We start from the raw sequence: 20,287 nt of genomic DNA, 5'->3' as shown, positions 1-20,287 counted from the left end.
AATGGCTCTTTTAAAAGAAGAGGATCGTCAGTATTTAGAAAATCTTTTTAGGGAAAATCTAAAAGATAAAGTAAAAATAATATTATTCAGTGAAAAGGCTGCAGGAAGCAAACTTGTAGTTCCGGGAAGAATAGAATGCCCCTATTGTCAACAAACAAGAGAAATTTTGGAAGAATTAACTGGACTTTCTGATCTATTAGAACTTGAGGTACATGATTTCCTCACAGATGAGATTATTGCTAAAAAATATAATGTGGATAAAATACCTGCCATACTTTTTGAGAAAAATAATAATGTTTTAGGAGTAAGGTATTTCGGAATACCATCAGGTTATGAGTTCTCAAGTTTAATAGAAGACCTCATTGATATTTCAAGAGGAGAAACTCAACTCTCTCCTACAACAAAGTCATTTCTTAAGACAGTAGATAAACCTGTACATATACAAGTTTTTGTCACACCTACCTGTCCATATTGTCCAAGAGCTGTAAGGCTAGCCCATCAATTTGCTATGGAGAATCCATTAATCACAGCAGATATGATTGAAGCAATTGAATTTCCACATTTAGCAGAAAAATATGAAGTAACAGGGGTACCAAAAACCATAATCAATGAAAAGGTTGAGATAGAAGGTGCTGTTCCTGAAAATGTATTTCTTGAATATTTTAAATCTGCCCTAAAAGATTAGTCTAATTTACCAAAGAAATGGTCTAAAGCCTCACCTACTAAATACAAAGATCCAGTAATTAATATTAAGTCAGTAGGTGAGGCTTTCTTTATCACATCTTCATATGCTTCTTTAAAATCTACATAAGAAAAAGCATCTTTTACAGAGAAGCTGTTTACTATTCTTGAAAGTTCATCAGGAGTTCTTGTTCTATTAGTAGGTAATGGAACAAAATGATAGCTATAAACCAATGGATCTAAAGTAGAGACAAAGCCTAAAGCATCCTTATCTTTCATCATACCGCAGATTAGAAATAATTTATCATATTTTATATATTCTGTGATAGTATCTCTTAAAGCTTTAGCAGAAGAGATATTATGAGCACCATCTAAAACTACCATTGGATTTTCCTTTAAAATTTGAACTCTACCTTTCCATTCAATCTTTGAAAAACCATTTTTTATACTCTCATCATCAATATCTATAAAATATTTTGATTTTAAAACTTCTAAAACCCCATAAGCAGTAACAGCATTAATTATCTGATGATTACCTAATAAAGGGATAAAATATATTTTTTCATATGAACCATCACTTATTGAAAATTCCTGACCCAAATTACTAAATGACAATCTTTTCCAACTATATTTTTCATCTATTTTAATTATAGGAGCCTTTCTTTCAGTAGCCATTTTTTTAACCACATTCCATGCCTCTTCCTCTTGTAAAGATGAGATTACTGGTATATTTTCCTTAATAATGCCAGCCTTTTCAAAAGCTATTTGGGATAAAGTGTTTCCTAAAATATGCATATGATCATAACCTATAGGAGTAATTACAGATACTAAAGGCAATATAACATTAGTAGCATCCAACCTTCCTCCTAATCCTACTTCAATAACTGCAAAATCGACTTTTTTGATAGAAAAGTATAGAAAAGACAAAGCTGTTAATATTTCAAAGAAAGTAGGAGAACCATAAATAGGATGCTTTTTGGCTTCTTCAATATAAGGTTTAGCAATGTTTACAAGATCAACCAATTCCTCTTCAGAAATTAATCCACGATCAATCCTAATTCTCTCTCTTAAGGTTTGCAAATGAGGTGAAGTATATAATCCCACTTTATATCCTGCTTCTTTTAGTACTGAAAAAATAAAGGCAGATGTAGATCCCTTACCTTTTGTTCCAGCTATATGAATAGATTTAAAATTATTTTGGGGATTTCCCATAAGATTTAAAAGATATTTCATTCTCTCTAAATAAAACTTTTTCTCCTCATAAGTTAATTTATCTAAGTTTTTCTCATAATTTATAAAACCATATATGTAATCTAAAGCATCCTTATATTTCACTTCCTATTCCTCCCATTTTAATAATCTTTAATTGATTTTAACATCTTTTTGTGATAAATTTATCCTTGAACTAATAAAGGCTCAAAGATGACCAATATTTCCCTCATCAATGAGGATAGAAATATTGGCCTTTGTTTATTTATAAAATGTTAGAAAGGAGAGCGATTAGATTATGCTTAGGGAAGAAGTATCCTATTTTATAGTTCCAAAAGAAGTAGAAGATATCCTTCTTTCATGTAAAAAAGTTATAATACCAGAAAAAAGAGAAGAATTTTTTGAGCTCGCTATAGGAGGAAAAGATAATAAAGAATTTGAAGTAAAATACAATGTACCTGGAAAAGGAGAAGTAGTGGAAGCTATAGTAACAAAATGCAAAAATGGAATTGTAATAAATTATCCTGATGTATATATGAGAAGAAGAGATCCAGATAGCTTAGTAGTTGGCGACGAAGGTGATACAGATAAACCTACATTTAAGGAAAGGTTTGGAGAAGATTTTGATACATTAAGAGAAAAAACCTTTGAATGGCTAAAATCACAAGAACTTATAGTCATGCCATTTATGTCTGGTGGAAAAGAATTAGGATACCCTTCCCTATTAATTTGCCCTTCTAACGCTGCTTTTTTTGCTGGAGCACTTGCTGATATTCAAGGTTTTATACCTAAAAGCCAAATAAGAACCAATTTTGAGCCTATAGCCATAGTATATGTAGCCCCTCCTTTTAGACATACTCATTTTGGAGGAAAACAAGTCGTAGTACATAATAGAATAAATAACCATCATGAGGTTTTTTCATATAATTTATACCCTGGGCCCAGTGCAAAAAAGGGAATATATGGAGTACTGTTAAATATAGGAGAAATGGAAGGCTGGGTTACTGCACATGCCTCAACAGTAAAAATAATAACACCTTATGATAATGTATTAACTATAATGCATGAAGGAGCAAGCGGTGGTGGAAAAAGCGAACTACTACAACAGATGCACAGAGAAAAAGATAACCGAGTACTATTAGGTACAAATATCATTACAGGAGAAAAATTTTATATAGAAATCCAAGAATCTTGTGAAATTTATCCTGTAACTGATGATATGGCAATGTGTCATCCTAAGTTACAAACCGGACGAGGCAAAATGGTAGTAAAAGATGCAGAACAAGGATGGTTTGTAAGACTGGACAATATTAAAAGCTATGGCACTGAGCCTCAGCTAGAAAGACTTACTATACATCCGCCTGAGCCATTAATATTCTTAAATATTGAGGGACACCCTGGTGCTACTGCTTTAATATGGGAACATACTATGGACGAACCTGGTAAACCATGTCCAAATCCAAGGGTTATAATCCCAAGAAGATTCATACCTAATATTATAGATGAATCTGTAGAAATAGATGTAAGGAGTTTTGGTTTTAGAACCCCACCATGTACAAAAGAAAAACCAACATATGGCATAGTAGGTCTCTTTCATGTGCTTCCCCCTGCTATCGCTTGGCTTTGGAGACTTGTAAGCCCAAGAGGATATGATAATCCAAGTGTAACCAATGGAGATTTAATGAGTAGTGAAGGTGTAGGATCTTATTGGCCTTTTGCTACAGGAAAGATGGTAAAACAAGCCAATCTCCTTTTACAGCAAATATTAGATTATCCTAATACTCAATATATACTTGTGCCTAATCAGTATATTGGTGTTTATAGGGTAGGATTTATGCCAGAGTGGATAGTAAGAGAGTACTTAGCTAAAAGAGGAAGTGCTAGATTCAGACCAGAGCAATTAAAACCTGCAAGATGTCCTTTGTTGGGATATGCCCTAGAAATAGTAAAAGTTGAAGGTCACTATATACCAAAGGCATTTCTTCAAGTAGATCAACAACCAGAAGTAGGACCAGAAGCCTATGATGCTGGAGCAGAAATACTTAAAAATTTCTTTAAAAAAGAACTTAAAAAATTTATGACCTTAGATCTTGATCCCTTAGGGAAAAGAATTATTGAATGTTGCTTAGATGATGGGAGCTTAGAGGATTATATAAAACTAATTCCTCCTCGTAGATAATAAAATATTTTTTTCTCTTTTAAAAATTATATATAAGTGGTATAAATATAAATAGAAAAAAGATTTTATATTCGAGGAGGAATATAAAAATGAAAGAAATAAAAGTACCGATAGGCGTGTCTGCACGCCATGTCCACCTCTCACAGGATGATCTGGAGAGGTTATTTGGAAAAGGTTACGAGTTGCATCCTTATAAACCTTTATCACAGCCAGGACAATATGCAGCAGAAGAAGAGGTAGAAGTAATTGGGCCTAAAAGGTCTCTAAAGTTAAGAGTACTAGGGCCAACCAGAAAAAATACTCAAGTAGAATTAGCAATAACCGATGCTATTTATTTAGGGATTCAACCCATTCCTCCCATAAGGGATTCTGGTGATGTGGAAGGGACACCTGGAATAAAGATTAGAGGTCCCTTAGGAGAGATTGAGATTCCTAAAGGAGTAATTGTCGCACGGAGACATATACACACTCCAAAAGATATGGCAGATGAATTGGGTCTTGTGGATAAGCAGATTGTAAAGGTAAAAGTAGAAGGAATAAGAGCTGTAGTATTTGAAAATGTCTTAATAAGAGTAAGCGACAAATACGCCTGGGAATTTCATATTGATACAGACGAAGCAAATGCTGCATTTGTTAAAAACGGAGATATAGCTACAGTAGTCTTTGAGCCAATAAAGCTTTTGCAAAAAACATAGCTAAAAAAAGCTAAAATAAAAATTTTCTAGAAAAGAGAGGAAGAAATAAATTTCTTCCTCTCTTTTTATTTACACAATTTTAGATATAATTAATAGGTAAAACGAATTTCAAGGAGGTGATCTTATTGTCCAACTTAATTATTATACTTCTTTTGGGAATAATTATAGCTTTAATTTTTTCATTTCAAAATCAGACTGAGGTTGTAATCTACTTCGTATATTGGTCTTTTACAACTAAAATTTCTACAGTACTTTTTATTACTTTTGCAATTGGAGTTCTCTTAGCTTTTATTAGTATATTACCAGTTTTGTTTAAATATAAACGAGAAATATCGAAATTAAATAGAAAAATAAAAGATTATGAAAAACAATTTAAGATAAATAAAGAGCAAGAAATATCTCCAGGAAACTAAGAGGTGAAAAAATGATAGAGGAAAAGATAAAAAAATTAAAAAAAGAAAGAGATGCTGTTATATTAGCTCATAATTATCAACTTCCTGAAGTACAAGATATAGCTGATTTTGTGGGAGATTCATTAGAACTTGCAAGGATAGCAAAGGAAGTTAAAGAAAAAGTAATAATTTTTTGTGGAGTACATTTTATGGCAGAAACAGCTTCTATTCTTGCTCCAGATAAGATAGTAATTCTACCTGACCCACATGCAGGGTGCCCTTTGGCTAATTCTATAACCCCAGCAGATATTTTAAAATTAAAAGAAAAATATAAAGATCATGTTGTTGTTAGTTATATAAATACAACCGCAGAAGTAAAAGCATTAAGTGACTATATTTGCACCTCTGCAAATGCGGTCTCTGTAGTAGATAAAATTTCAGAGGATAAAATCATCTTCGTACCAGACCGAAATTTAGGCTATTATGTAAGTAAGCATACTAAGAAAGAAATGATAATTTGGGATGGATTTTGCCCTACCCATCAAAGAATTCTTCCTCAAAATATATTGGAACTTAAAGAAAAACATAAAGATGCCAAAATAGTAGTACATCCAGAATGCAGAAAAGAGGTATTAGACTTAGCTGATAAAGTAGCAAGTACAAGTGGAATTATCAAATACGTAAAAGAAGATAACCATCATAGATACATAATAGGGACCGAAGCAGGATTACTACACAGACTAAGAAAGGAAGTTCCCAATAAAGAATTCTTCCTGGCATCCCCACTTGCAGTATGTGCTAACATGAAAAAAATCACATTAGAAAAAATATTATGGTCTTTGGAAGATTTATCTCCACAAGTAAAGGTACCAGATCATATAAGAGAAAAAGCATTAATACCAATCATGAGAATGCTATCCTTATGATAGATAGATATATTGCTAATTTCAAATCAAAAAGTACATTAGAAAAATTTGACATAATAATTGTTGGAAGTGGAATAGCAGGCTTAATTTCAGCCTACTATACTCCCCCTCAATTTAAAGTCGGCCTTTTTACAAAAGACAAAATAGAGGAAAGTAATACTTATTATGCCCAAGGAGGAATTGCAGTAGCATTAGCTCCTGATGATTCTCCCGAATTACACTTCAAAGATACTATTTTAGCTGGGGCAGATTTTAATGAGGAAAAAATAGTAAGAATTGTTGTGGAAGAAGGAATTGATAGGGTTAGAGATTTAATAAAATTAGGTGTGAATTTTGATAAAAAAAATGGGCTTTCCTTTACAAAGGAGGCTGCCCATAGTAGAAAGAGAATAATCCATGCCCATGGAGATGCTACAGGATACGAAGTGGCTTGTACTCTAATTAAAAAAATTAAAGATAAGGAGAATATTAGATTATTTGATAATCATATGCTTATTGATATACTTACCCTTGATAATCAAGCTTATGGATGTATCTTTCTTGATTCAAAAACAAACAAAATTTCAATATATCTTAGCAGTTATATTATATTAGCTACTGGTGGAGCAGGCCAGTTATACCTTCATACCACTAATCCTCTCATTGCCACAGGAGATGGTATAGTATCTGCTTTTAGGGCGGGAGCAAGAATTATGGATCTTGAATTTTTCCAGTTTCACCCAACAGCCTTAAAAATAGATGCTCCCCAAAGATTCCTTATCTCCGAAGCAGTAAGAGGCGAAGGAGGAAGACTTATAAACTCCTATGGAGAGAGGTTTATGCTTAATTATCATCCTTTGGGAGAATTAGCCCCAAGAGACATAGTCACAAGGGCTATATACTTTGAAATATTAGAAACGCAAAAAGATGTATATCTTGATTTAAGACCAATCGGAGAAAACAAAATAAAGAGAAGATTTCCTAATATATACAAAAAATGCTTGGAATATGGAATAGACATAACAAAAGACCTTGTCCCTATATCACCTGCTGCCCACTATTTTATGGGGGGAATAGAAACTGATGAATATGGAAGAACATCCATAAGAAATTTATATGCTTGTGGAGAAGTAGCTTGTACAGGACTGCATGGAGCTAATAGACTTGCTAGTAATTCTCTACTGGAAGGGCTTGTTTTTGGTAAGAGATGTATTGATGCTATATTAAATGATAACCCATCTTTGATCTCAGAATATGATGAAAACCTAAATTTAAAAGAAATTGAAAATGACAAATTTTTAAAGGAGAGAATACAAAAATTAAAAACTCTTATGTGGGATAAAGTAGGAATTATAAGGGAAGAAAGTAAATTAAAAGAAAGTGAAAGAGAAATAATTGATTTAATGGAAGAGATAAACGGAGTATATTTGAAAAATAGAAACTTTTTTGAATACAAAAATATGTTAACCCTTTCTTTATTGATGATAAGATCAGCTATTCTAAGAAAGGAAAGTCGTGGTGCCCATTTTAGAATAGATTTTCCTACCTCAAAAAAAGAATGGAAAAAACATATAATTTGGGAAAAAGATAAGGAGGTAATATATCGTGATGTCAATTCCCCACCATCTTTTAAAAAAGATCATTGAAGAAGCTTTAATTGAAGATATTGGTACAGGAGATATTACAACCGATAGTATCGTTCCAGAAGATATGAGATCAAAGGCTATTATTTTGTCAAAAGATAACGGTATTATTGCTGGTATACCTGTAGCAAAAGAAGTTTTTAAATATCTTGATGCAGATGTAAAATTCAATGAAAATTGTAAAGATGGTGATTCCATTAGAAGAGGAGACATAATACTTGAAATATATGGAAAAACAAGAGCTATACTTTCAGGAGAAAGAACAGCTCTTAACTTTTTACAAAGACTATCTGGCATTGCAACCTATACAAGAAAATGCATTGATATAGTAAGTCCATACAATGTTAAAATTTTAGACACAAGAAAAACTACTCCACTTTTAAGAATTCTTGAAAAATATGCAGTAAAGGTTGGTGGAGGAGAAAATCACAGATTTGCACTATACGATATGGTATTAATAAAAGATAATCATATAAAATTTGCAGGAAGCATCACTGAAGCAATTAAAAGAATTAGGAAAAACCTATCTCATATATATAAAATAGAAGTAGAAGTAAAAAATATTGAGGAACTAAAAGAAGCATTAGAAAATAATGTAGATATGGTATTGTTGGATAATATGGATTTAAAAACTATAGAGGAATGTGTAAAAATAGCAAAAGGAAAAGCATTAATAGAGGTTTCAGGAGGAATATCCATAGAAAATTTAGAATCTATTGCTAAATTAGGTGTGGACTTTATATCTATGGGAAAACTAACTCATTCAGTGAAAAGCTTAGATCTAAGCTTGGAAATAGAATAATACTTCAATGTTAAAAACCAAAACTCAAAAGGAAAAAGCATATATCTTCCTTTTAATTGGCATATCAGCTATGGCTTCAGCTTCCATTATTATTAAGCTGACAAAAGCTCCTCCCCTTGTTATAGCATCATACCGTTTATTAATATCATCTCTTATTCTTTCCTTAATGAATTACAAGAAAGTAAAAACATGCTCTAAGATATTTAACAATATATTGTTAACTTTTGCAGGATTATCCTTAAGCATTCATTTTTACACATGGATCTCTGCTCTTTTTCTAACTTCTGTGGCTAATGCTGTTGTACTTGTAAATACAAGTCCTATATTTATATCTATATTAGTATCAATTATAGAGAAAAAAATACCATCAAAAAAATTCTACCTTTCAGTATTAGTAGCCCTTATAGGTGTGTTTCTTATAACCTATAACAATGATTTAAAAGTCCAAATAGGAAAAGGTGAAATATTATCCATTATAGGTGCTATAACCTTTGCCATTTATATATACACAGGTAGATATCTCTCAAAAGAAATATCCTTCATCTCATATATTACCTATGTATATTCTATTGCAGGGATATGCTTACTTTTAATTACTATCCTCTTAAAAATACCTTTAGTAGGATACTCTGCCTATACATATCTAAATTTTTTGCTCCTTGCCCTAATACCACAGTTAATAGGTCATTCTTCTACCAATTATGCTATTAGAATTTTATCTCCTACCTTTACCTCTATAGTATTAATAGGTGAAACAGTAATAGCAACAGTTTTCTCAGTCATCTTTTTAAAAGAAACTATAAATCTATATAAACTTATAGGAATAGGTTTAATAATAATAGCAGTATTCTATGCTTCTTTAGAAGAAAAATAATTGTATAATTTCCAAGCTATTTCCTCTTGTTCTCTAAAATTTCCAAAAACTACACCTTTTGGAAGAAGTTTATTTATAACTTTCCTCATATACTTATCAAATTTACCTGGAGGAAAATTCTCAAAAGGAGTTCCGGGAAGAGGCATAAAGGTATGAGCATGAATCTTTGCTCCCATTTTTACTAAATCTTCTATCATTTTGACTGTCTGGTTTATATCATCCTCATTTTCATAAGGTAATCCAAATATGAAATCCACATTCACCTTGAGACCATAGTAAGTAGCAGTTTCTACAGCTCTATAAACATCTTCTACTTTATGCCTTCTATGAGCTAAATCTAAAATCCTCTGACTACCAGATTGAGCTCCTATTACGATATTGTCATTATTAGCATATAACTTTATCAGCTCTACAGTTTCAGGTAAAACATGTTCTGGTCTTACTTCTGAAGGGAAAGATCCAAAAAATATTCTTCCTTCTTTTCCAATAATTTTTCTAATTTCAATAAGTAATTCTTCTAATTTTTTAAGATTTATTGTCATACTATCAGAAGATCCATAAGCAAAAGCATTAGGTGTAATAAATCTTATATCTTTTAAATTTCTTTTTACCATAACTTCCACAATTTCCACTATTTTTTCTATACTCCTATGCCTCATAATTCCACCAAAAATTCTTGGTGTCTGACAAAAGTAGCACCCAAAAGGACAACCTCTGCTTATTTCAATAGGCCCAAACCTACCAAATTTTTTTGAGAAAGGGAAGTAATCATTTAAATCAATTTTCTTTTTATCATGAAATATTCCAAAAATTTTTTTACCACTAACTATCTCTTTTATTAAGTTTGGAAATATTCTTTCTCCCTCTCCCTTTACCACAATATCAAATCCCATATCTAATACTTCCTGGGGATCTCCCGATGGATGAGGTCCACCTGCCATAAAATAAAGATTCTCATTACTCTTTTTAAGTTCCCTGAGCTTTCCTAATATATCTTTTATTTCAAAAAATTGAGTAGTAAAAAAGGAAAAACATAAAATACTATTTCTTAAATCTCTTTCGAAAAATAAATCATCTATTTTTTCAAAAAATAATATTGGAAGTTCTTTTAGCTCTTTATCCCCTTCTACTGCTCCAAGAAGAGCATTTATACTATATTTGTTTTCCTTAGAGTCATAGAAAAATAATTTATATTCCATATATTTCTTATTTTACAAATTTAAATTTGACTTTTAAATCTCCCTTAAATAAAATAATTGAAAACTTTCCAACCGAGAAGGAGGCTAAAAAGGTTATGAATTTTAATGAAAGATTCTTAGGAGAAGCTCTAACTTTTGATGATATACTATTAGTACCAGCATACAGTGAAGTAACCCCAAAAGAAGTAAGTGTCGATACATATATTACTGAAAAGATTCATCTAAATATACCCATATTAAGTGCCGCAATGGACACAGTAACAGAAGCAAGAATGGCTATTGCCATGGCAAGAGAGGGAGGCTTAGGGATTATTCATAGAAATCTTTCCATTGAAAAACAAGCAGAGGAGGTAGACAAGGTAAAAAGATCAGAACATGGTATGATTACAGATCCCATATTCCTATATCCAGATCAAACTGTCGGTGATGCCTTAAATATCATGGCAAAATACCACATTTCAGGATTACCTGTTGTAGAAAAAAATGGTAAGCTTGTAGGGATAGTTACTAATAGAGATCTAAGATTTGAAACTGATATGAACAAAAAAATATACGAAGTAATGACAAAAGAAAATCTTATAGTTGCTCAAGTTGGTGTAACTATTAAGGATGCCCAAGAAATTCTACAAAGATATAAAATTGAAAAACTTCCTATTGTAGATAAAGATTATAAATTAAAGGGTCTTATTACAATAAAGGACATCCAAAAAATGAAACAATATCCTAATGCAGCAAAAGATAGTAAAGGTAGGCTTTTGGCTGGTGCTGCTATAGGGGTAGGCTCAGAGGCTATTGAAAGAGCAAAAGCACTAGTGGAAGCTGAAGTAGATGTTATTGTAGTTGATACGGCCCATGGACATCATAAAAAAGTATTAGAAACTGTTAAAGAATTAAAAAAATTATTTAAAGACAATATAGTAATAATTGCAGGTAACGTGGCAACAGCAGAAGGTACAAAAGCATTAATAGAAGCAGGAACAGATGCAGTTAAAGTGGGTATAGGACCTGGGTCCATTTGTACTACTCGAGTTGTGGCAGGTATAGGAGTACCACAATTCACAGCTATATGGGAATGTGCTGAGGAGGCCAAAAAATATAACGTGCCAATAATTGCAGACGGAGGAATAAAATTTTCTGGAGATATTACAAAAGCAATAGCAGCTGGAGCTCATGCAGTTATGTTAGGAAGCCTACTTGCTGGTACTGAAGAAAGCCCTGGAGAAATTGAGATATATCAAGGTAGAAGCTTTAAAGTATATAGAGGCATGGGCTCACTCTCAGCAATGAAAGAAGGAAGTAAAGATAGATATTTCCAAGAAAATTCAGAAAAACTTGTACCAGAAGGTATTGAGGGACGAGTACCATATAGAGGACCAGTTTCAGAAGTTATTTTCCAACTTGTAGGTGGGCTTAAATCAGGTATGGGGTATTGTGGTGTTAGAAATTTAGAAGAGTTAAGAACAAAAACTAAATTTATAAAAATAACTAATGCTGGACTTAGAGAAAGCCATCCTCATGATGTAATAATAACAAAAGAAGCACCTAATTACAGTATATCAACATGGGAGTCTCGTTAAAAATCTTCATTTATTAATTTAACTACCTCTTCAATAGTTTTACTTGTGGATGAAATAAAATTAAATTTCAATCTTATAGCTCCCATATCTCCCAAAGAGATATGGGAGACTTTTTCTTCAATATCCATAACAGAACGGGTAAAGACATAAAATCTATCAAAACCATGACCTATAAGATCATTGGGTCTTAATTTATCCTTTATTAATGATGCCAGATTAAAAATAGAGGATCTTCTTAAATTCTCCGAAACAAGACCTTCAAATTCATAAGCAATTTTACCAAAGGCAAAAGATGATTTTTCTCTATAAAGTTCTCTCCAAAGGATAGGGAAAAAGTAAGGAAGAGAAAGCGTTCCCGTTAAAGGATCTACTAAAGAATATCTTCGAGGCAATTTTATTGTAAAGGTAGTACCTTCTCCTACCTTACTACTAACAGATATTTTACCATTATGGGCTTCTACTATACTCTTAACTATTGAAAGCCCCAAACCAGTACCACTTGTTGATTTTCTCAATGAACTGTCTACCCGATAAAATCTATCAAATATATGGGGAAGATGCTCTGGAGGTATTCCTACTCCTTGATCTTGCACCTCTATAATTATATCCTCCATTTTATCAGTAACTCTCACCCATACATTTCCTCCATTTGGAGAATACTTTATAGCATTATCTAAAAGATTATGAAATACCTGTGTAAGTCTTGCTGAATCACCTAAAAGAAGAGTGGGATATTCTGGGAATTGCAAAATTATTTTGTGCTTTGAAGTTTGAGTTTGAAAAAAAGAAGCTCTTTCTCTAATTATTCTTCTCAACTCTACCATATCTTTTCTAAGTTCTATTCTTCCTGATTCAATTCTTGATACATCCAGAAGATCATTTATAAGTTGAGTAAGCCTTTCTGCCTCCTTGTATATGATCTGATGATAATTTTTTATTTTCTCTGGAGGGAGATTCATTTTCATTAAAAGCTCACTATAACCCTTTATTGCAGTTAATGGAGTCTTCAACTCATGAGAAACATTAGCTACAAATTCTGACTTCATTCTATCCAATTCTTTTATCAAACTGATATCTCTAAGAGCTAAAATAAAATTAGTTACTTTTCTTCCTTCCCATATACCAGAAAGGTTACATCCAAGAATATATTCTTTCTGCCCATTCCAAGTTTTCATTTCATATTGAAGTAAGGATAATCCCTGAAAAACCATTTTATCAAGGGGACACTCAGAACACATCAACTCTCCATTTGCATTTCTACATTTTAAGACTTCTGTACATCTTTTCTGAATATCTCCCTGTGTAATATTAAAGAAATTATTTGCTACATTATTCCACATACTTAATCTTTTTCGCCCATCCAGAATTATTAGTCCATCACCAACATTTTCAAGAATCTTTTTCATCTTTTCTCTTTCCAAATTCACATTACTGTAAAGAATTGCCTTATGCAAAGCTATAGAAGTTTCATAAGATAAATTAATAAGCATCTCTAATTCATAATTAGAAAATTTCTTATTCCTTGTACTATTAACTACTTCTATTGCTCCCAATACTTCATCTCCAACTTTAAGAGGTACACATAAAATAGAACCTGTTTTGAAACCTGATATATAGTCATAATATTGACTAAACCTTTTATCTTTAGATGGATTATTTACAATAGCAGGATTTCCTGTCTCCACAACCCAACTAACTATTCCTTCTCCCTTTGCAAGCTTTTTACCTTCTAATAAATCTCCCTTTTCTCCTATAGCCTTTTCAAAGATTAAATCCCCTGTCTCTTTATCTTTAAGAAAGATGGTTCCACCATCAGCATCAAGTAATTTAACAGCAGAATCTAAAATAAGTCCTAAAACCTCTTTAGTATCCAAGGATGAATTTACAGCTTTAGTTATATCAGAGAATATCTTCATTTCATTTATTTTCTGTTCGAGTTTTAAACTTTCTCTCCCAATATAATTTAAAAACAGAGCCAAAACGATAGCCATAATTCCAAGTTCTAAAATTCTGATATAGGCAGAACTTAAGACTACATTTATTCCCTGAATTATTCCAAAAAGAATAAAAACAAGAGTAACTAAAAAAGCAGAAAGAATTGCAGTCCTAAAATCATATCTAAAGGCTGCTGCTACCACTGGAAAAACCAAGAATAAGTATAAATCACTGCTTATACCCCCAGTCAAATATACCAGAATTGATACTAATATAACATCTATAGAGGCAAATATTTCATGCTTATAAAAAAAGGGATATTTATGTACAGGGAAAATAGTAGTAAATAATATATAGATGGACGAAATAATGAGAAAAATATTAAATACTCTTACATCTGTAGGAGGCACAATATCAAACTTTACAAGAAGAAGAGCTACAAAAAGAATTAAGCCTCTAAATAAAGATAAAAAGTTTTCTCTCTTTTGATTATAGTAAACTTTCATAAAATTTCTATGCCCCTAAAAGTAGTTCTACCTTAGAAATCAAATCCGCAAGACCAAAAGGTTTAGTCATATACTCATCTGCCCCCATACTATAACCTACTTTTTTATCTAATTCGCTGGACCTTGCTGTAAGCATAAGTACCATGGTATTCATAGAAGGATCACCTTTTATTTGTTCGCATATACTATAACCATCAATATCAGGAAGCATTATATCAAGAATTACTAAATCGGGTTGTACTTCTCTTATTTTCTCTAATGCTTCCCTCCCTGTCCCAGCTTCGTGTATCTCATATTTTTTTAAAAAATCCAAGGTTTCTCTGATAAGGCTTCTAACATTTTCTTCATCTTCCACTATTAGAATCTTCTTCATAATACCTCCTATAAATCTTTAATTTAATTAACTTAATTTTAATTTTACCTTATTATACCAAGTATATTATAATAAAAAAAATATTACGAGGTGAAAGGTATGAATTTAAAAGAGCAAATAGAAAACAGACTTAGAGAAATTATAGATCCCGAGGTAGGTATGGATTTAGTAACACTTAATACCATCGATAAACTGGAAGTAGACAATGATGGAAATGTGAAAGTTGTATTTAGACCCACAACTCCTTTTTGCCCTTTGGGTATTCAACTTGCTCTATCCATCAAAAAAGTCATTAAAGAAATAGAAGGTGTAAAAAATGTAGATGTAGAGGTGGTAGATTTTATATTTGCAGAACAAGCAAATGAAATTTTAAAAAATCGATAAAAGTTAATCATTCTTTCTTAACAACCCACTCTTCGAAGAGCTCCTCTTTAGGGAGCTCTTCGATAAATATGGAAGGCTTATTAAATATATTCATATCCTTTAATCTTTTCATTATGTGAGTAATAACAAAAAGTTCTCTTTTGGCTCTTGTTACTGCCACATAAAAAAGTCTCCTTTCTTCTTCTAAATTATCCATACTTTTATAAGAAGGAAATTCTCCTTGTACTAAACGGAGAATAAAAACCACATCCCATTCTAAACCCTTTGCCTGATGAATAGTAGATAAAACCACATAGTCCTTTTCTTCTCCCTCTTCTTCTATTAATTTTTCTCCTGCATAGGTATATAAGGTAAGTTCGCTTAAAAAATCGCCTAAATTCTTATATTTTTGAGAAAAATTAATAAGTTGAACAATATCCTTTTCTCTATCTTTAAAATCAGGATATTTAGTTTCCAAATAATTTCTGTACTCTTCGTTATAAAAAACAAATAGAATATCTGAAAATCTATCTAAAGGGATATTCTTAATCTTATCCCATAAATCTCTTATCCTTCTTAAACCATCTAAAGTTCTACCACTTACTGAGATCTGAAATATCCTTTCAAAATCTCTTGTTTCTCTCAAAATAGAAGCAAATTTTTTTGCATAAGCTCTACCAATTCCTGGAAACAATTTAAAAAATCTCTGGGCAGAAAGTTCATCTTGGGGATTATATAGAATTTTTAATATGGAAAGCATATCTTTTATATGAGCTTGTTCAAAAAATCTTAAACCTCCTCTTACCTCATATGGGATACCTTGAGTAGTAAGCTCCATTTGTAAAATCATAGAATGATAGTTAGACCTAAAAAGTACTCCCATATTCTTATATTTAATACCTTCCTGATGCATATTTTTAATGATCTCTGCCACAAATTGAGCTTCTTCTTCATCATCTCTTACCCATACTAATTTGGGTTTAGATCCACTTTTTAATACGGGTCTTATAGTCTTAGGATACTGATTTACATTTCTCTTAATAATCTCATTAGCCAAAGCTATTATCTCGGGTGTACTTCTATAGTTATATTCTAAATAAAAAATCTTCGTTCCTAAAAATATATTAGGAAAATTCAATATATTATCAATAGTGGCCCCTCTAAAGGAATATATACTTTGAGCATCATCTCCAACTACCAATACATTTTTATTTTCTTCTCTCATAAGTCTTACAATTTCTCCTTGAAGCCAATTTGTATCCTGATATTCATCTACTAAAAGCCAGATAAATTTATCATTTAAGATTTTTTTTACCTTCTCTTTTTCCATAAGAAGCTTATACCAAAACATAAGTAGATCATCATAATCTACAAGATTTAGCTCTTTTTTCCTCTCTTCATATCTTTTAAAAACCCTCTCAATTAAATCTACCTTTTCTATAATATGAGGAGCCTTTATTTTCAAAACCTCATCCCAATTTTTCCCAGTGTTCACCTTATAACTAAATATTTCCAAAACTAAATTTTTACCTAATTCTTCCTCCCTCCGCTCCTCTAAACATTCATCAATAAGATCTGCTGAATCCTCTCTATCCAATATGTTATAATCTACCCTCATTCCAATTTCCTTTCCAAATATTCTTAAAATTCTATTTCCCACATGATGAAATGTACCTCCCCATATATCTTCAGCCTTTTCTCCTATTAAAGCAGAAGCCCTGTTTATCATGTTTTTAGCGGCATGGTTGGTGAAAGTTAAAAGCATAATATTCTTAGGAGAATAACCTAAAGCAATAAGATATCCTACTCTATAGATAACTGTACGAGTCTTTCCTGATCCAGGTCCAGCAATAACCAAGGAAGGACCATCTGCTTCTAAAACTACTTTTTTCTGTTCATCATTTAGGTCCTTCTCTATACGTTTAAGAAATTCTTGCTTCTTTTTAGAAGGGAGAATATAAATTTTCTTATCACTAAATTGGTTATCCATAAGAATTATTATATAATAAGAGAAAATAAAATCCTTTAAGGAGGAAATAATAAAATGAAAAAAATTATAACTTTGATTCTTATTGTAATTTTAATCATAAATTTAAGCTTTGCCCAAAATACTCAAACCCCCACTCAAAAAAATATTGTGAAAAAACCAGTTACTATATTTACCCTTCATGTATTAACATTTAACAATCTTGTAAAATCCAATTTAGAAAAAGATTTAAAAGGGCTTGATGATTCTTTTAAAATGAGTATTCCCATATATCATCCTGCGATTGGTTTAAACCTATCTTTTTATACAAAACTTTCCCAAAAAGGTAATCCTTATCCTTCCATGATAAATAGAATTCTTAAAAATTTGGTCTTTGCTTTAAATAGTTCAGAGCTTCCTGATAAAACAAATATCAACATAATCCTATATACAGAAGATGAGAAAAATATATATGATTCTAAAACCCTTTTTATCACATTTACTCTATCTTCTCTAAAAGAGTTTGCAAAAGCCAAGGATATAAATAAGTTTGGTAGCCAAATGTTAGTCTTTTTAGAAACCGAGAAACTTGAATATAAAAATGGAGTATTTTCATCTAAAAATTACGATTTTGAATGGATATTAAAAATATAAGATGAGGAGTGATATTGTGTATAAAGAAATAAGAAATACCTTTACCTATCTATTACATCCCCTGCCTGCTCTTCTTATCACAAGTATTAGCAAAAATCAAAAGCCTAATGTTATGACTATTTCTTGGATCATACCAGTAAGTATAAACCCACCTCTTATTGCTGTAAGTCTTAGACCAGAGAGATATACCTATGCCCTTATTAAAGAAACAAAAAACTTTGCAATAAACATTCCTGATTATTCTTTAAGAAAATCAGTTTTTATATGTGGAAGATTTAGTGGTAGAAATACAGATAAATTTAAAAAGGCTAACCTTACTCCCATACCTGCCCATAAAATAACTGCTCCCCTAATCAAGGAATGTACCGCACATATAGAATGTTCTTTAGAAGATATTGTAGAACTTAAGGCTGATCATCACATAGTAATAGGTAAAGTAATTTACTCTGAAGCCTTAGAAGAATATTTTGAAACCATTTATGATCCTTCAAAGTACAAAGCCCTTCTCTATTTTGGAAAAGATGTTTATACTACAACAGGTGAATATGAAACCATCAAATTATCAGAAGAAAATTAAACATCATTTTATATTAGTTTTATTATTTATTTTACTAAGCATATCCTTATCCTTAGGTATATCTATTGAAGAAGTAATAAGAAAAACCCAAGAAGCTAATAATAAAGTATCCACTCTTTATAGTATTCTTGAAGTTTATAATAGACTAGGGAATAACGAAGAATATATTACATATAAATTTTATTACCAGAAACCAGATAAAATAAGGTTGGAAGTACTAGAGGGAAAAGATAAGAGTACAATAATGGTATATCAAACAGGTAAAGTAAGATATAAAAAGGGCGGATTATTAAGCTTTATTCCCTTATCTTTAAACGTAGATGATCCCTTGGTAGTATCCATTAGAAAAGGGCAAATACCTGACCTCACTTTTGATTATATTATAGACTTATTAACTACCAATAACCCAACTGGAATAAAGGAAACTGTTTTTTTAAACTATAATTGTTACATAATAGAAATAGGAAGTAGTAGAGATAAATTATATAATTATTCTTTCCAAAGGATATATATAGAAAAAAATTTATTTTTACCTGTTTCCTTAGAACAATATGAAGATATTAAGGGAGAAAGAACATTAGTACATAGGAGAGTATATAAAAACCTTCAGATAAACATAAAAATTGATCCACAAACCTTTGAAATATAAATATGGGAATAAAAATAACTCTTGAAAATATATATAAAACTTATAAAGAGGAAGGCTTATTAAAAGAGAAAAAATTTACAAATGCCTTAGAGAATATTAATTTAGAAATTCCTGAAGGGAAAACCTTAGCTGTAGTAGGACCATCTGGATGTGGTAAAACTACTTTATTAAAAGTAATAGCAGGTTTAGAAAACCCAGATAGTGGAGATATTTATTTTAATCAACAAAAAGTCAATGATCTCTCACCCGCTGAAAGAAAAATTGGAATGGTTTTCCAAAACTATGCCCTTTATCCTCACTACGAAGCAAGAGGTAATTTAGCATTTCCATTTTGGATTAAAAAAACCCCCGAAAAAGTAATTGATGAAAAAATTAAAGAAACAGCAGATATATTAGGAGTTGATTTTCAATACTTACTAAATAAAAAACCAAAACAACTTTCAGGAGGAGAAAAACAAAGAGTAGCAATAGGAAGATGTATAATTAGAAATCCTTCAGTTATGTTATTTGACGAACCCTTATCTAATTTAGATGCAAGATTAAGGGCTATAACAAGAGTACAAATAAAAAAGCTCCTTTTAAGATTTCAAGTTACATCAGTATATGTCACCCACGATCAAATAGAAGCAACAAGTATGGGAGATATAATAGCAGTAATGAATGAAGGGAAAATATTACAGGTTGGTACTTATGATAAATTAATAGAAGATCCTAAAAATTCTTTTGTGGCTTCTTTTGTAGGGAAACCTCCAATGAATCTTATAGAAGCAAAGATTATAAATTCTCACATTATCATAGGTTCAAAAAATATTCCTATCAGATATACTATAAGAGACGGAGAATACCTTATAGGTTTTCATGCAAGGGATATAAAAATTACTTCCGAAGGAATTTTTAGAGGAGAAATCTTTTTTATTGATGGAACTCCCTCAGATAATTTAAGAATCCTAAATGTTGAAACCGAAGAAAAGAAGATCATAAAAATAGAAATAAAGGAAAGTACAAGATTTCATGTAGGAGAAACTATATCATTTTCCCTTCCAAATAGAATTTATGTGTTTGATAAGATTTCAGGGAAAAGAGTTATCTAAAATAAAAGGAGGATAAT

The 20,287-nt window shown here is 31.2% G+C and carries 19 protein-coding genes; 14 read left to right on the top strand and 5 right to left on the bottom strand.

From position 1 onward, the window contains the following. The first annotated feature begins 1 nt into the window (after window position 1). A complete protein-coding gene (pdo, locus tag ACY3JM_RS04080; RefSeq protein ID WP_463082455.1) occupies window positions 2-685 on the top strand; it encodes a protein disulfide oxidoreductase in 684 nt (227 codons plus the stop codon). Here the strand turns inward: pdo and ACY3JM_RS04075 are convergent. Continuing rightward, window positions 682-2,016 carry a bifunctional folylpolyglutamate synthase/dihydrofolate synthase gene (locus ACY3JM_RS04075; RefSeq protein ID WP_463082456.1) on the bottom strand — a complete coding sequence of 445 codons (1,335 nt, stop codon included), beginning with the start codon at window positions 2,014-2,016 and terminating at the stop codon, window positions 682-684. The genes pdo and ACY3JM_RS04075 overlap by 4 nt on opposite strands. A gap of 172 nt (window positions 2,017-2,188) precedes the next feature. Here ACY3JM_RS04075 and ACY3JM_RS04070 point away from each other — a divergent pair, with 172 nt between their 5' ends. From ACY3JM_RS04070 to ACY3JM_RS04040, 7 genes are all read left to right on the top strand, one after another. Further along, window positions 2,189-4,069 carry a DUF4914 family protein gene (locus tag ACY3JM_RS04070; protein WP_463082457.1) on the top strand — a complete coding sequence of 627 codons (1,881 nt, stop codon included), beginning with the start codon at window positions 2,189-2,191 and terminating at the stop codon, window positions 4,067-4,069. Between the two features lie 89 nt (window positions 4,070-4,158). Then, window positions 4,159-4,764, top strand: coding sequence for a phosphate propanoyltransferase (gene pduL / locus ACY3JM_RS04065; protein WP_463082458.1), 606 nt, complete (start codon window positions 4,159-4,161; stop codon window positions 4,762-4,764). A 125-nt stretch (window positions 4,765-4,889) separates the two neighbouring features. Further along, window positions 4,890-5,177, top strand: a complete 288-nt coding sequence (locus ACY3JM_RS04060) for a LapA family protein (protein ID WP_463111762.1) — start codon at window positions 4,890-4,892, stop codon at window positions 5,175-5,177. A gap of 11 nt (window positions 5,178-5,188) precedes the next feature. Next, the gene (gene nadA, locus ACY3JM_RS04055) at window positions 5,189-6,082 is read left to right on the top strand and encodes a quinolinate synthase NadA (protein ID WP_463082460.1); all 894 of its coding nucleotides are present in this window, start codon (window positions 5,189-5,191) and stop codon (window positions 6,080-6,082) included. Continuing rightward, window positions 6,079-7,707: an L-aspartate oxidase gene (nadB, locus tag ACY3JM_RS04050; RefSeq protein WP_463111761.1), complete on the top strand. Its 1,629-nt coding sequence runs from the start codon at window positions 6,079-6,081 to the stop codon at window positions 7,705-7,707. Before nadA ends, nadB begins: the two co-directional genes overlap by 4 nt. Next, window positions 7,670-8,506, top strand: coding sequence for a carboxylating nicotinate-nucleotide diphosphorylase (gene nadC, locus ACY3JM_RS04045; RefSeq protein ID WP_463083643.1), 837 nt, complete (start codon window positions 7,670-7,672; stop codon window positions 8,504-8,506). The genes nadB and nadC overlap by 38 nt, the downstream gene beginning before the upstream one ends. Before the next feature lie 7 nt (window positions 8,507-8,513). Further along, entirely contained in the window at window positions 8,514-9,380 is an 867-nt protein-coding gene (locus ACY3JM_RS04040) for a DMT family transporter (RefSeq protein ID WP_463082462.1), read from the top strand. Here the strand turns inward: ACY3JM_RS04040 and ACY3JM_RS04035 are convergent. Then, on the bottom strand, window positions 9,356-10,579 hold the full coding sequence (locus ACY3JM_RS04035) for a TIGR04013 family B12-binding domain/radical SAM domain-containing protein (protein ID WP_463082463.1): 1,224 nt from the start codon (window positions 10,577-10,579) through the stop codon (window positions 9,356-9,358). The two genes, ACY3JM_RS04040 and ACY3JM_RS04035, sit on opposite strands and share 25 nt — an antisense overlap. Before the next feature lie 95 nt (window positions 10,580-10,674). On the opposite strand from ACY3JM_RS04035, the gene guaB reads away from it, so the two are divergent. Further along, window positions 10,675-12,156: an IMP dehydrogenase gene (gene guaB / locus ACY3JM_RS04030; RefSeq protein WP_463082464.1), complete on the top strand. Its 1,482-nt coding sequence runs from the start codon at window positions 10,675-10,677 to the stop codon at window positions 12,154-12,156. Here guaB and ACY3JM_RS04025 read toward each other — a convergent pair. Next, window positions 12,153-14,597, bottom strand: a complete 2,445-nt coding sequence (locus tag ACY3JM_RS04025) for an ATP-binding protein (RefSeq protein ID WP_463082465.1) — start codon at window positions 14,595-14,597, stop codon at window positions 12,153-12,155. The genes guaB and ACY3JM_RS04025 overlap by 4 nt on opposite strands. A 7-nt stretch (window positions 14,598-14,604) precedes the next feature. After that, window positions 14,605-14,970: a response regulator transcription factor gene (locus tag ACY3JM_RS04020; protein WP_463082466.1), complete on the bottom strand. Its 366-nt coding sequence runs from the start codon at window positions 14,968-14,970 to the stop codon at window positions 14,605-14,607. 99 nt (window positions 14,971-15,069) lie between these two features. On the opposite strand from ACY3JM_RS04020, the gene ACY3JM_RS04015 reads away from it, so the two are divergent. Beyond that, window positions 15,070-15,354 carry a metal-sulfur cluster assembly factor gene (locus tag ACY3JM_RS04015; RefSeq protein WP_463111760.1) on the top strand — a complete coding sequence of 95 codons (285 nt, stop codon included), beginning with the start codon at window positions 15,070-15,072 and terminating at the stop codon, window positions 15,352-15,354. Between the two features lie 7 nt (window positions 15,355-15,361). Here the strand turns inward: ACY3JM_RS04015 and ACY3JM_RS04010 are convergent, their stop codons facing one another. Then, the gene (locus ACY3JM_RS04010; protein ID WP_463082468.1) at window positions 15,362-17,323 is read right to left on the bottom strand and encodes an ATP-dependent helicase; all 1,962 of its coding nucleotides are present in this window, start codon (window positions 17,321-17,323) and stop codon (window positions 15,362-15,364) included. A 54-nt stretch (window positions 17,324-17,377) separates the two neighbouring features. Between ACY3JM_RS04010 and ACY3JM_RS04005 the strand changes: the two genes are divergently transcribed. The 4 genes from ACY3JM_RS04005 to ACY3JM_RS03990 are packed head-to-tail and all read left to right on the top strand — an operon-like array spanning window position 17,378 to window position 20,270. Continuing rightward, window positions 17,378-17,953, top strand: a complete 576-nt coding sequence (locus tag ACY3JM_RS04005; protein WP_463111759.1) for a hypothetical protein — start codon at window positions 17,378-17,380, stop codon at window positions 17,951-17,953. Between the two features lie 16 nt (window positions 17,954-17,969). Further along, on the top strand, window positions 17,970-18,530 hold the full coding sequence (locus ACY3JM_RS04000; protein WP_463082470.1) for a flavin reductase family protein: 561 nt from the start codon (window positions 17,970-17,972) through the stop codon (window positions 18,528-18,530). Next, window positions 18,499-19,179 (top strand): LolA family protein, encoded by a 681-nt coding sequence (locus ACY3JM_RS03995; RefSeq protein ID WP_463111758.1) that lies wholly within the window; start codon window positions 18,499-18,501, stop codon window positions 19,177-19,179. The genes ACY3JM_RS04000 and ACY3JM_RS03995 overlap by 32 nt, the downstream gene beginning before the upstream one ends. 2 nt (window positions 19,180-19,181) lie before the next feature. Continuing rightward, window positions 19,182-20,270 (top strand): ABC transporter ATP-binding protein, encoded by a 1,089-nt coding sequence (locus ACY3JM_RS03990; RefSeq protein ID WP_463111757.1) that lies wholly within the window; start codon window positions 19,182-19,184, stop codon window positions 20,268-20,270. Window positions 20,271-20,287 lie beyond the last annotated feature (17 nt).

The sequence above is a fragment of the Dictyoglomus sp. SSW genome (assembly GCF_055181335.1).
This window is presented reverse-complemented; position numbering and strand designations above follow the sequence as displayed.

Coding starts and splice junctions, on each gene's coding strand:
- pdo (WP_463082455.1), top strand. CDS start 2: ATGGCTCTTTTAAAAGAAGAGGATCGTCAGTATTTAGAAAATCTTTTT.
- ACY3JM_RS04070 (WP_463082457.1), top strand. CDS start 2,189: ATGCTTAGGGAAGAAGTATCCTATTTTATAGTTCCAAAAGAAGTAGAA.
- pduL (WP_463082458.1), top strand. CDS start 4,159: ATGAAAGAAATAAAAGTACCGATAGGCGTGTCTGCACGCCATGTCCAC.
- nadA (WP_463082460.1), top strand. CDS start 5,189: ATGATAGAGGAAAAGATAAAAAAATTAAAAAAAGAAAGAGATGCTGTT.
- nadB (WP_463111761.1), top strand. CDS start 6,079: ATGATAGATAGATATATTGCTAATTTCAAATCAAAAAGTACATTAGAA.
- nadC (WP_463083643.1), top strand. CDS start 7,670: ATGTCAATTCCCCACCATCTTTTAAAAAAGATCATTGAAGAAGCTTTA.
- ACY3JM_RS04040 (WP_463082462.1), top strand. CDS start 8,514: ATGTTAAAAACCAAAACTCAAAAGGAAAAAGCATATATCTTCCTTTTA.
- ACY3JM_RS04035 (WP_463082463.1), bottom strand. CDS start 10,579: ATGGAATATAAATTATTTTTCTATGACTCTAAGGAAAACAAATATAGT.
- guaB (WP_463082464.1), top strand. CDS start 10,675: ATGAATTTTAATGAAAGATTCTTAGGAGAAGCTCTAACTTTTGATGAT.
- ACY3JM_RS04025 (WP_463082465.1), bottom strand. CDS start 14,597: ATGAAAGTTTACTATAATCAAAAGAGAGAAAACTTTTTATCTTTATTT.
- ACY3JM_RS04020 (WP_463082466.1), bottom strand. CDS start 14,970: ATGAAGAAGATTCTAATAGTGGAAGATGAAGAAAATGTTAGAAGCCTT.
- ACY3JM_RS04015 (WP_463111760.1), top strand. CDS start 15,070: ATGAATTTAAAAGAGCAAATAGAAAACAGACTTAGAGAAATTATAGAT.
- ACY3JM_RS04010 (WP_463082468.1), bottom strand. CDS start 17,323: ATGGATAACCAATTTAGTGATAAGAAAATTTATATTCTCCCTTCTAAA.
- ACY3JM_RS04005 (WP_463111759.1), top strand. CDS start 17,378: ATGAAAAAAATTATAACTTTGATTCTTATTGTAATTTTAATCATAAAT.
- ACY3JM_RS03995 (WP_463111758.1), top strand. CDS start 18,499: ATGAAACCATCAAATTATCAGAAGAAAATTAAACATCATTTTATATTA.
- ACY3JM_RS03990 (WP_463111757.1), top strand. CDS start 19,182: ATGGGAATAAAAATAACTCTTGAAAATATATATAAAACTTATAAAGAG.